Annotated in this window: 12 protein-coding genes; 7 read left to right on the plus strand and 5 right to left on the minus strand. The window is 35.6% G+C overall.

Translation table 11 applies throughout. The features are described from left to right. Positions 1–15 precede the first annotated feature (15 nt). From AXA65_RS04345 to AXA65_RS04365, 5 genes are all read right to left on the minus strand, one after another. Positions 16–954, minus strand: a complete 939-nt coding sequence (locus AXA65_RS04345) for a hypothetical protein (RefSeq protein ID WP_131797767.1) — start codon at positions 952–954, stop codon at positions 16–18. Between the two features lie 6 nt (positions 955–960). Beyond that, positions 961–1740: a DUF6175 family protein gene (locus tag AXA65_RS04350; protein ID WP_235630753.1), complete on the minus strand. Its 780-nt coding sequence runs from the start codon at positions 1738–1740 to the stop codon at positions 961–963. 115 nt (positions 1741–1855) lie between these two features. After that, complete coding sequence (locus AXA65_RS04355) at positions 1856–2167, minus strand: hypothetical protein (RefSeq protein ID WP_131797768.1); 312 nt, start codon at positions 2165–2167, stop codon at positions 1856–1858. 109 nt (positions 2168–2276) lie between these two features. Then, on the minus strand, positions 2277–3164 hold the full coding sequence (locus AXA65_RS04360; protein ID WP_063968897.1) for a CsgG/HfaB family protein: 888 nt from the start codon (positions 3162–3164) through the stop codon (positions 2277–2279). A 188-nt stretch (positions 3165–3352) separates the two neighbouring features. Then, positions 3353–4693 carry a dihydrolipoamide acetyltransferase family protein gene (locus AXA65_RS04365; RefSeq protein ID WP_063968970.1) on the minus strand — a complete coding sequence of 447 codons (1341 nt, stop codon included), beginning with the start codon at positions 4691–4693 and terminating at the stop codon, positions 3353–3355. Between the two features lie 123 nt (positions 4694–4816). On the opposite strand from AXA65_RS04365, the gene AXA65_RS04370 reads away from it, so the two are divergent. The 7 genes from AXA65_RS04370 to AXA65_RS04400 all read left to right on the plus strand — a co-directional run bounded on the left by AXA65_RS04370 (position 4817) and on the right by AXA65_RS04400 (position 11717). Further along, positions 4817–5107: a putative quinol monooxygenase gene (locus AXA65_RS04370; protein WP_063968898.1), complete on the plus strand. Its 291-nt coding sequence runs from the start codon at positions 4817–4819 to the stop codon at positions 5105–5107. Between the two features lie 140 nt (positions 5108–5247). After that, positions 5248–7848: a T9SS-dependent M36 family metallopeptidase gene (locus AXA65_RS04375; RefSeq protein ID WP_063968899.1), complete on the plus strand. Its 2601-nt coding sequence runs from the start codon at positions 5248–5250 to the stop codon at positions 7846–7848. A 149-nt stretch (positions 7849–7997) separates the two neighbouring features. After that, entirely contained in the window at positions 7998–8627 is a 630-nt protein-coding gene (locus AXA65_RS04380; protein ID WP_063968900.1) for a LolA family protein, read from the plus strand. 153 nt (positions 8628–8780) lie between these two features. Continuing rightward, a complete protein-coding gene (locus AXA65_RS04385) occupies positions 8781–9368 on the plus strand; it encodes a YdeI/OmpD-associated family protein (protein ID WP_063968901.1) in 588 nt (195 codons plus the stop codon). 123 nt (positions 9369–9491) lie between these two features. Next, positions 9492–10331: a transporter gene (locus tag AXA65_RS04390; protein ID WP_063968971.1), complete on the plus strand. Its 840-nt coding sequence runs from the start codon at positions 9492–9494 to the stop codon at positions 10329–10331. 355 nt (positions 10332–10686) lie between these two features. Continuing rightward, complete coding sequence (locus AXA65_RS04395) at positions 10687–10911, plus strand: hypothetical protein (protein WP_063968902.1); 225 nt, start codon at positions 10687–10689, stop codon at positions 10909–10911. A 368-nt stretch (positions 10912–11279) separates the two neighbouring features. Continuing rightward, positions 11280–11717, plus strand: a complete 438-nt coding sequence (locus AXA65_RS04400; RefSeq protein ID WP_063968903.1) for a toll/interleukin-1 receptor domain-containing protein — start codon at positions 11280–11282, stop codon at positions 11715–11717. Positions 11718–11841: the final 124 nt, after the last annotated feature.

Here is an 11841-nt window from a genome sequence, read left to right on the forward strand (position 1 = left end):
TAATCTTGCCGAAAACTATTTAATTATGATTAAATTATTGGTTTTCTGTTGACTCTTATAGTAGGAAACTGCTATGTCTTTTATTGCATTTACACGGTGTTTCTCTAATGATACAGAATCATTGTAAACCTTCACCTGCATATCCCATTGTTTCTTTTCGTCCGCATTTATTTTGTTCTCAATTGTTTTAATAAGCGTATTAATTTGACCGGAACAAGGGGAAGAATTATCAATTGCTAAAAGTGTTTGAAATGCTGATGAATAATCCTTTTCGGCAATAGATACATTCGCTTGTTTGAGGTAATCGGAACAAATCTTTTTTTCATAATTTTTATATATTTCTAATGATTTGTTTTTGGCAACGTCGAAACAAGAGGTTGATTCTGGAATCGAAAGCAACAAGGCCAAGGACTCTTCATATTTACCAGATTTATTCAAATTGTTTGCTTCATATATTATTTTTGAACAATTATTCTGATAATAAGAATGTAGTTTTTCTTTGCCTTTCTCAATAAAATTAATAATTGAAGTATCGTTTGCAGATAATGAATTAATCGCATTATTCATGGCAAGACCTTGTGATCTGCCAGTTCCCTTCAGTTCTTTTGAAAATGACGAAAATATAATATTGGTTTGATCTTGTTTTATTAATAGTTGAAGGGTAATATTGGTTACATTTATATCTTGCATCCCACCTTCTACAATATTATTGGCATTAATAATAAGATTGGGTTGCAAAACAAGTCCAGTATTATAACTAGTAGAAACGATACCATTTGTGGATAAAATATGTGTCAGTTTTCCTTGAATCTTATCCAATTGATTGTTATCAAAAGTATTTCTCTGATTCTCGGAAAAGCTTATCGCTAATTGTATCTTACCAATATCGAATTGGTTTTGAGAGAAAACAAGAATACCGATAATTGTTAAAAAAGGAATTAATATTTTTTTCATCATCTGCTATTTTATGGTTATATAAATAGTGTTTCCTTTGATGTCCTTGTCCACAGGTAAATTTAAGCTTCTGAAAAATTTGAATATTTCTAATGCAAATTTATTGGTGTTATAATTTTTTCCAGTCTGTTCTTTTAGTGGAATCCGAACATCATCGAAAATCATTTTTAAATCCGTTGTACCTTGTATGTGATAATTGTTTTTGTATGCATTCTTCTCCATCCAAAGTTCTATCTGGTCCGAAAGAGGAAGATTCTCGGGCGCAATTTCCGATGACATCTTTATGGAAGAGCTTTGTACAAAACTGATTTCTAAATTTATAGATTTACCATTGTTTACAATATCGGTAAACTTGGCTTGCATTACATTCAAAAAATCTTGTGACACACTTTCCACAGCTTTAGATGCTAATTTTCCAAAATCATCTGTGTAGAATTTACCACTTTCCCCAACTTTGTTGGAAAGAGAATTACCTGTAGATGCTTCGTAGGCAGTCATCAAAACATTCACAGAGTTTCCAGAAGCAGTTTTATTTACATTAACCTCAGTTTGAACATAGATATCCGCTCCCGACATCTGAACGATTTGGTCTTTGATATCCGTTTGATTATCCGATGTGAAGATATTATTATCTTTTGCAGATTTTAATTTCGCAACAAAATCTACCGTCGTAAACCCGCGGGAATCAAATGCTTCCTTTATTTTTGTAATCGCAATCCGCTTATTCACATCACTTTCTAATATTGTTCTTAGATCCTCACCTTCCTTCACATACGGTATTACCATTATTTTGGGTTGTACGGTTTGCGTTATAATGGATGGATTTGCCTGTGAATATAATTTTGAAATTGATAGAATGAACAGTAAAAAATATGCTATATTTTTTTGATAAATTTTCATATTAATATCCAAATTTTCTGATGATGGAATGATGTTCAAGATCTGCCTCGAGCGCTTTTAGATTTACTGAAACTCTACTCGAATATTTGTCATTTTTAAAGGAAGATATTATAAAAGTCTTATATCTATTCTTATTAAAGAACTCTTCAAAATAAGCAGGGTTCTTGCGCCATACTTCTTCTTCGGAAGTTGAAATCACAGGCGAAGTTTGATTACTATTAGGAATCCCTCGGAACAACAATTGATAAATAGCGGTATATTCAGGAACATTACCTGTAATATCCATTGATATAAAATCGTCACTATATTCCACAACTTGTAAGCTCGAGACTCCAGTTCTCTTAGCGCAACTTATCAATAATAAAAACAGGCCTACAAACAAAATTCTAAAATCTTTCATAGTTAATGTTTGAAATTAGTAATTATTGTTTGGTCGTAATCAGCAGTTTAGCTTTTGCATTGAATTTTGAAAAAATGTCTGTACCTCCAGTTTTCACATCACATATAGAAAAATTCTCATCCTCGACTTTCGATATTTTTATTTCTCCAATCTCTTTTTTTCTAATAATTTTTTTCCCACCAACTTCCACATCAATTAATTCAACAACACCAAGTCTATCACCCTTTTCAAGTCCAAAAGAAGAGCCTCCAGAAATCAACAATGTCTTTGCAGCATTGCTACTTGCATCTTGGATTTCAACAATAAGGAAAGAAGCTGCAAAGTTTTTAGATACAAAATCGTCTATCTCTTTTTCAATCCTCTTTAATGATTCTGCATAAGCTTCTCGTTGATTGGATGGCGCACTACCAGTTAAACTTTTTCCGAGACTTTTCATATCAAATAAGCCCTTATTTGCTTTTGATGTAATATCGCCAGAAGCAACAACTTGTCCCGTTTCAAGATCTAATATTTTTAAATCCAAAGAAATCAGGGAGTTATATGAATAGGTAATTCTACCTTGTGTGTCCCTGCTTTCATCTGTGGAAGTGCTTACAGATTTTACATTTCCCGAAATAAGAAACTGCGCACCCAAATTCTTTGTTTGTGCAATATATTTACTATCAATAAAATCTTCTGTTTTTTGTAATTCTCTTTCATTTTTGATAGCCTCCATTTGTGACCTCCCAACAATGGTGAATCTTTTTGTTTTTGCGAATGCGCTCGTAACAACCTCTTCAATTGAGTTTAAAATTGGTTTTTCATACCCTCCAATAAAAGGAGCTATTGCTATTATTTTTTTTTCATCTTGGGCATTCAATGAAATTGATATCAAGGTGAATAATAGAAAAAAAGTAATGTTTTGTTTCATTTAGTTTATTTTGATGCAAAACTAATTCTAAGAAACAAATATACTTTACGGAAAACCGTAAGGTAAACTGAAATAATGCATCTATTTTTGATATTTTTTTTCCCCAGTACATTTAGAAAGTAATTAAGTCTAAAGAAAAATGCGCTACTTTAAATAAAAAAGCCTCAGAAAATTCTGAGGCTTTTATTTTATATTTCTGTATTGAGGTCCCAATTTTCAAGATAATCGTTGACGTGTTTCAGGAACATGCCGCCTAGACTGCCGTCCACTACTCTATGGTCGTAAGAATGCGACATAAACATTTTCTGACGGATTGCGATCACATCTCCAAACTCCGTTTCGATAACTGCCGGTTTCTTCACAATCGCTCCGACTGCCAAAATAGCAACCTGAGGCTGAGGAATAATCGGTGTTCCCATCAGGTTTCCGAAAGTTCCAACATTGGAAATCGTGTAAGTTGCACCTTGCGTATCAGCTGGTGTCAGTTTTTTATTTCTCGCTCTGTAAGCCAAATCGTTGATAGCTTTTGCTAATCCTGACAAACTCAATTGGTCAGCATTTTTGATAACTGGAACGATTAAATTTCCATCTGGAAGTGCTGTTGCCATTCCGATGTTGATATTCTTTTTCTTGATAATTTTATCACCATCCACAGAAACGTTGATCATAGGAAAATCCTGAATTGCTTTTACAACCGCTCTGATGAAGATTGGCATAAAAGTCAGTTTCTCACCTTCTCTTTTTTGGTAAGAATCCTTATTCTTAGCTCTCCAGGTCACAACATTCGTCACGTCAGACTCTATAAAAGAAGTCACGTGTGGCGAAGTGTGTTTGCTGTTCACCATCGCTTCTGCAATGATCTTACGCACACGATCCATTTGGATGATCTCATCGCCTTCACCAACTTGAATTGGCGCACTTGAAACTTTCGGAGCTGATGCTGAAGTCTGAGCAGGTTGAGAAATAACTTGCTGAACAGGAGATGATTTAGTTTCAACTGCAGTTCCTCTATTTTTAACAAAATCAAGAATATCTTCTTTCGTGATTCTGCCATCCAGTCCACTGCCTTTGATATTTTTAAGTTCAGATTCCGAAATATTCTCTTGTTGAACAATTGATTTCACCAAAGGTGACAGATACAGATCTGAATTCTGATTTGATGAATTTTCAAAAACATTGGTCAATGTCTGTTCCAAAGTGCTGATCACTTCCGGCTCAGGCTGATGGAGCTGGTCTTTTACCTCTTCGTAAGATTTAGATTCTGGTGCTTCAGAATCCGAAGAACCACCTTCTGTTTCTAAAATAGCAATGGCTTCCCCGATCTTTGCAACGTCATCTTTATGCTTCAGAATTTTGATGATCTTCCCCGAAACTGGTGTCGGAACATCGGAATCTACTTTGTCTGTCGCAATTTCCACTACAGAGTCATCCTCTTTTACAAAGTCACCTTCATTGAACATCCAGCTGATAATTGTTGCTTCCATAACTCCTTCGCCCATGCTTGGGAGCAATAGTTTGTATTCTGCCATTGTTTCTTTTTTGAATTTCTCCAAAAATACATTTTTTTTTATTAATTGTATAATTCTATTTTTCAAATTTTATAAGAATCATTTTTTTATAAATTTGATGATCTTAAATTTTAAAATAAATCCATGAACATTTACTTAAGTGCCGTCTTTCATATCAAAGAGAACTCTATGATGGACGCCATAGAATTACTGAAAAAACTGGTCATAGAAACCCGAAGAGAAAAAGGCTGCATCCAATATGACCTTTATGAGGACAACAGGAACAAAGGTGTCTTTTTCATCCATGAAAACTGGCAGAGCAATGAAGACCTCCACAACCATCAGGTATCCGAGCATATGATGAAATTTCGCGAAGGAATTGCATCACTAGTAGAGAACCCGACGATCATTTACGCTGGCAACAAATTATTCTAATTATAGTATTAATAAAATTAAAGTTAAATATTTACCGATTATTTAATCATATGAAATTTTTTTGTATTTAATTCATTAAAAAAGAAAATTTTCAATATTTTTGTTAATCAATTTTTTAAATTTAAAAATTAAATATTTATATGAAAATAAATCAACTGTCTAAGTGCGCAGGTATTGGCGTTTTCTTTCTTTTTGCTAATCTCAATGCACAATCTAGTGAAAAAGTGATCAAAAATTTCATCAGTAATGATGTTAGTTTTCGCAACAATGCCAATGCAGAATTCAAAGTATTGAATGAAGACAGTTCTGCAAGCCTGAAGTCCAATATTGTGAATGTTCAACAATATCATGAAGGTATACCAATCTATAAATCGCTTGCAAAAGCTGTAATAAGAGATGGTAAAGTAGTTTCCTTCAATAACAACTTCCAAAAGACCAACAATATCGAGGTAAAAGACAAAATCGACAAATCTGAAGCTTTATCGATTGCTCTCAGGTCTGTAGAAATCAAAAATGATGGTTTTGAACTTTTTGATGATAAGAATGGAGAAGTCTTGCCAGAAGATGGAAAAAAAGTAGCTAACATCCGATTCTACTATCAAAAAAACAATGTTCTTGTACCTGCCCAATTGTTCTTCATCAATCAGGTTAAAGAGAATAAATCCTATTCTGTATTAGTGAGCCTTACTGATGGCGAGATCTTAGAAAGCACAAATATGATTATTGAATGTGCTTTTGACCCTAATCATTTCACATCTGACCCTAACTTTGCAGTACAAGAGCTTAGTTTTACAGATCACAATCATTATCATCAAAACAACAGGACTTTCAGTAAGAATACAAAAGCACTTACGGATGCCACGTACAATGTATTTCCTTTTCCAGTAGAAGGTCCTACGTTTGGCTCACGATCTCTTGTATCAAACCCGTGGGATATTGTTGCTTCACCGGAAGGATGGCATTCTGACGGAAACACCAATTACACTAATACTTTTGGTAACAATGTATTAGCTTACATAGATAATTCCGGAACTAATGCATTTGGCTTTTCCCCACAAAGCACAACAACAGGAAGTCTTACTTTTGATTTTCCATTCGCAGAAAGCACAACATTAAGCGCATATGAAAACAAAGGATCTGCTGTGACCAATCTTTTTTATGCTAATAATATGATCCATGATATTATGTATAAATTTGGGTTTACAGAAAGCAGCAGAAATTTCCAAACAAATAACTTTGGAAAAGGAGGTTTTGGAAATGATGCCGTAAAAGCTGAAGCATTTGATGGTAGTGGTTATAACAATGCAAACTTCAATTCTGGTTTCGAGATCTCACAAACTAATGTATCACCTCCAAGAATGCAGATGTATCTTTGGGACTATGGGGTTAGCTTTCAGCAAAGATTATTTTACAACGATCCAACACTAGCAACAAGAACACCTGTAAATACAGCAGTGGGTTCTTACAGCTCAGGTGGCGGTAGATATCTAATGGAAACACCTGCAACTGGTGACGTGGCAATCCCATCTGTCCTGAATGCTTGTACTGCACTTACAGGAGGAAGCCTTACTGGTAAAATAGCATTAGTGACCATCTCTGGTTGTACAAATGATGTCAAGATCAAAAATGCACAAGCAGCAGGCGCTGTAGGTGTATTGCTTCACAGAACATCCTCTAATACTGTTACAGATTGGAACTTAACAAGCGGTTTAGGTATAAACATTCCTATGGTCATGATCCCAAGAGGTGAAGGAAACTTTATAAATGCTGAAATTACAGCTGGAAGAACAGTCAACGTCAGTCTAAAAGATCTTGCAGTAGGCTACAAAAACTCAAGCTTTGACAATGGGGTGATGATCCATGAATATGGTCACGGAATATCCAATAGATTAACAGGACAAGGATATAGCTGTTTGCAAAATCTAGAACAAATGGGTGAAGGCTGGTCAGATTTCTTTGCATTAATGTTAACCAATACACCTAATTATACCGCAACAACCGGTAGAGGAATTGGAACCTATTCTACCAACGCACCTACCACTGGAGTAGGAATCAGACAATACAGATACACCACAGACATGACCATAAATCCTCACACCTATGCAGACACCAACTCTACTGGTGGACAGCCACATGCTGTAGGAGAGATCTGGGCAACAATGCTGTGGGACCTTCATTGGAAATTGGCAGAAAAATATGGTTATAATTACAATATCACAGCTGACGCTAATTCTGGTAGTGCGAAAACCCTCCAATTGGTTATTGACGGATTGAAGCTACAACCTTGTAGCCCTAATTTCGTGACAGGTAGAGATGCGATATTACAGGCTGACCAGCTTACCGGCGGCGTAGACAACTGTCTTATCTGGAATGTATTCGCAAGAAGAGGCCTAGGCCTTAATGCTTCTGCTGGATCAGCTTCCAACATCGCCGATCAAGTTGAGGACTTTACAGTTCCAACAGGATGTATATTAGGAACAGACGACATCATCAAAAATAAGAGCTTCGGCATCTATCCAAATCCTGCCAGAGGAGAATTCTTTATCAAAGCTGCACCTACAGTGGGTAACGCAAGCATCAAAGTGGAGATCCTAGACATGAATGGCAAATTGGTAAGATCTCTTGAGAGAAAGAAAAACAGCTCAGACGCCATCTCTACAAAAGGGCTTGTAAAAGGAACATACCTTGTAGTAATTACAGAGAATGGTAAATCTAACGCAGAAAAATTGATCGTAGAATAATCAATTAGAAATCTATACATCAAACCTTTTCAGTTGATTCTGAAAAGGTTTTTTTTTATTTTCAGATCTTAACAAATTTTATCATTGTAAATAATTGGCATCAATCTTGAAAACTTAACTTTGCAATCAATAAATCGCAAATATTAAAAATGAAAAACACGATCAAATCTTTTTCAATTGTCGCTTTTTTAGGAATGAATCTGTTAGCTTATGGCCAGACGATAGACACCAGATCAAAAACGATCTTGGACGACATCACCAAAAGTTATAAGGCCAAAAAAAATTCCTATTTCAAATTTTCTTACACCGCAGGAGATGCTAGTCAAACAGGGATCTTCTATTCTGACAACAACAGATACAAATTGAAGATCATGGGAACAGAGCAGATCTTTGACGGTAAAAAGGTTTACAGCATCAGCGAGGAAGACAAAGAGGTCACCATTGCAAAACCAAACGACAATCAAGTGGCATTTTCTCCCTTGAGTTATTTGGACTCCTATAAAAAGGATTACAATGTGAGGTACTCCGGCAAGAAGACCATTAGTGGAATCCCAGTAGATGTGATCAAGATGACACCAGTTAAATCAAATGGATTAAAAAGTGTCACCTTATACGTCAATACCCCTCAAAAAAAACTGATCAAACTGGAGCAAGTCTCAACAAACAATGACCTCGCAGTGATCACGATCAGCAATTATAAAGAGAACCAAACGCTGTCGCCGTCAATTTTTACATTTGACAAGTCAAAATACCAGAATTATCTGATCACGGAATTATAAATCACAACCAACATACAACAGATGCATTACAGACACGTAATGCATTTTTTGTTTTAAACAGCTAAAAGGGACAATCAACATTTTAGATACATCACGATATGGATTTAATTTCTTTAATAGATTTATATTTACACAAACAAAGTATCACACCAAATGTCAGCGAAACCAAATGATAACTTAGACATTTTCTACCCCGAGGATCCGGAACAATGGCGCGATTGGCTTATAGAAAATCATACGCGGGAAAAAGGGATCTGGGTCCTGCAGTACAACAAGAAATCGGAGAAGCCAACCATCAGCTGGAGCGATGCCGTGGACGAGGCACTTTGTTTCGGGTGGATAGACAGTTTGAAGAAAAAACTGGACGATGAATCTTCCATCCAATATTTCGGGAAGCGGAAACCCAAAAGCACCTGGTCCAAGATCAACAAACAAAAGATCGAAAGACTTACCGCCGAAAACCGAATGTCACAAGCAGGATCAGATACCATCCAAGTCGCTAAAGAAAACGGCTCATGGGAAATATTGGACAGCGTAGAAGAATTACTGATTCCCGACGACCTGGCAGTCGAACTTTCAAACCGGGAAAATGCCACCGAGTTTTTCAACAGCCTTAGCAGATCCGTAAAAAAGATGATGCTCCAATGGTTTGTTCTTGCCAGAAGACCGGAAACCAGACTAAAGAAAATCCTTGAGATTGCAGAGGCGGCAGAAAAGAAACTGAAACCAAAACAATTCTGAAAGATCAATTGGCTTAATATATTATCATAAATCGATAAGAATTCCTAACTCTCGATCATTTACGGCACAGCTTTTAATCTACTGATTGTATATTAGAATATCTCATCGCTAAAAATGATCGGTATGAATAAAAATTACAGTGTTTACACAGTTCTCCTTTTCGGACTATTAACACCCTTCAAAGGTTTTGCACAGCAATCACAGAAGAAGTTTTCCCTATTTACGCCTGTTCCTCGCGCACAGATGAGAGAGATGGAGACCGATCGACCAGATGTCACCGAATCTCCTTTTACCGTAGACGCCGGACATTTCCAACTGGAAACAGATCTGGTACGAAGCGTCAGGGAGAAAACCGAAACCACACAGACCAACACTATCCTCATCAACCAAATGAATCTGAAAATCGGGATCACAGGTTCTACCGCAGTTCAGATCGGTTTCCAAACTTACGGCCGACAAAGCGAAAAGGAATGGGACACCAATGAAAAAACTATCACAGACGGTCACGGCGACCTCACACTCAGGATCAAGCAGAATCTGATTGGGAACGATGGCGGAAACTTCGCGTTAGCATTGTTGCCATACGTGAAATTGCCCACTTCAAAATATGAAGACAGCCGTTTCGAAGGTGGATTGATCATCCCGATGCAGTACAAACTTCCCGGAGATTGGACTCTCGGATTCCAGGTAGAAGTAGACCGTCTCAAAGACCAGGATGAGCAGGCGATGCACACAGAATTTCTACAGACCCTCACCATCAGTCATGCGATCATCAAAGGTGTGGACGGCATTGCCGAAACCTATTACACCTATGATTTCAAAGCGCACCAATTCTCCAATTACATCAATGCTGCCATCCAGATGGATGTCGCCAGAGACTTCAAACTGGATGCAGGCCTTAATCTCGGACTCCAGCACACCGCAGCGAAGCATTTTTTTGTTGGGGCTTCTTATAGGCTTTGATGCCTTTGAATATTATTTATAAAGACATGTTGTTTCTAAGTGACGTGGTCTTTTGATGATTCTAAAAAATTATTCTCCAGTTTACGGATATCCGTAAAATACTAAGACATTTTAATGATAGCTTTGTCTCAGGTATGGCTGATGTTTCTTGATACCCAAAGAACATTTACTAAACCAAAAACACAGATTTTTTTTATATTTTTTTGAACCTTGGCTTTGGTCAAGGTTTTATTGGTTGGATCATCGATAGATACTAAAAATAACAAAAAATCAAAAATAACTGTCACAGTTGTTGATTTTAGATTGCTATACAGTTACAAATATTTATATTTATTACTATAATAACCATGTTAAAATGAATAATATAAAAAATTTACCAAAAGAAATTAATGGCTTCCAACTTAGAAATCTTACCATTGATAACTTTACCGTCTTAGATTACTCAAGAAGTTATCGTATAGATAGGTATATTAATCCGCAAGACTTAAATCCAGAAGAGTTTAATAATGATATACTTTATGAGGTTAGAGCAGAAACAATGGATGAAGCGGAAGATTTAATGCTGAAAAAATTAAATTAATAGAACAATTCAAAATTGATTTTAAAGATATATTAAATTTTGAAATTAATCCAGTACAATTATTAGAACAAAATAATCAAAAACTACTACTTAAGTCCTTTACTGCTTTTAGCATTTGGGACAATAAAAATCACATTAGAACATTAGCGATTATAACTAATAATTTTAACGACGAACAGGAAGTAATCCTAAGTTGGATAAATCAATTTAAAGAAGATGACTTAACTGCAAACCTTAGTTTTGCAGGTGAAGAATTTGACTCAGATGACTTTAATTTTAATAATATTATTTACATATATACAAATTCTGACACTCCAGAAATACCTCTAATAAAGATAAAATTTAAAAAATCAAATTTAATATTAAGAATGAGAGATGATAAACATAGAGAAAATTTAAAACCAGATTTTTTTATCTCTCACGATTCACGAGATAAAGATGAAGTCGCAAGACCATTATATGAAGCGCTTCTAAGAAAAGGGTTGAAAGTATGGTATGACGAGTATTCTTTACAAATAGGTGACAGTTTAACAGAAAGCATTGAAAAAGGTATCGCAGAATCATCACAAGGAATTTTAATATTAAGTAAAAATTTTCTTAGTAATGAAAAGTGGGCAAAAAATGAATTACAATCATTAAAAACAAGACAAATCATCTTAAATAAGAAAATTATTTTACCTATCTGGCATGGAAGCACAGAAGATGATTTATCTGAAAATTACTGGCTGTTAGATAAAATTGGTGGAAATACGAAAGATGGAATAGAAAAACTAGCAAATAAAATTTTTGAAAGCATTAAAAAATAAAAACTTCTCCCCGATACCGCGGATTTGCAACCTGATGGCATCGGGAATGGTTTGTGAGATGAGTTCTTCAATACTCGCTGCTCCTACCCGATAGCGCGGATCTGCAATCCGTGTTTATAACGCA

This window comes from Chryseobacterium sp. FP211-J200 (genome assembly GCF_001643375.1).
GTDB classification, from domain to species: Bacteria; Bacteroidota; Bacteroidia; order Flavobacteriales; family Weeksellaceae; genus Epilithonimonas; species Epilithonimonas ginsengisoli.

Excerpts from the sequence above, each read along its gene's own strand:
- AXA65_RS04360 (WP_063968897.1), bottom strand. The coding sequence starts at position 3,164 with ATGAAACAAAACATTACTTTTTTTCTATTATTCACCTTGATATCAATT.
- AXA65_RS04380 (WP_063968900.1), top strand. The coding sequence starts at position 7,998 with ATGAAAAACACGATCAAATCTTTTTCAATTGTCGCTTTTTTAGGAATG.
- AXA65_RS04375 (WP_063968899.1), top strand. The coding sequence starts at position 5,248 with ATGAAAATAAATCAACTGTCTAAGTGCGCAGGTATTGGCGTTTTCTTT.
- AXA65_RS04395 (WP_063968902.1), top strand. The coding sequence starts at position 10,687 with ATGAATAATATAAAAAATTTACCAAAAGAAATTAATGGCTTCCAACTT.
- AXA65_RS04365 (WP_063968970.1), bottom strand. The coding sequence starts at position 4,693 with ATGGCAGAATACAAACTATTGCTCCCAAGCATGGGCGAAGGAGTTATG.
- AXA65_RS04345 (WP_131797767.1), bottom strand. The coding sequence starts at position 954 with ATGAAAAAAATATTAATTCCTTTTTTAACAATTATCGGTATTCTTGTT.
- AXA65_RS04400 (WP_063968903.1), top strand. The coding sequence starts at position 11,280 with ATGAGAGATGATAAACATAGAGAAAATTTAAAACCAGATTTTTTTATC.
- AXA65_RS04350 (WP_235630753.1), bottom strand. The coding sequence starts at position 1,740 with ATGGTAATACCGTATGTGAAGGAAGGTGAGGATCTAAGAACAATATTA.
- AXA65_RS04370 (WP_063968898.1), top strand. The coding sequence starts at position 4,817 with ATGAACATTTACTTAAGTGCCGTCTTTCATATCAAAGAGAACTCTATG.
- AXA65_RS04385 (WP_063968901.1), top strand. The coding sequence starts at position 8,781 with ATGTCAGCGAAACCAAATGATAACTTAGACATTTTCTACCCCGAGGAT.
- AXA65_RS04390 (WP_063968971.1), top strand. The coding sequence starts at position 9,492 with ATGAATAAAAATTACAGTGTTTACACAGTTCTCCTTTTCGGACTATTA.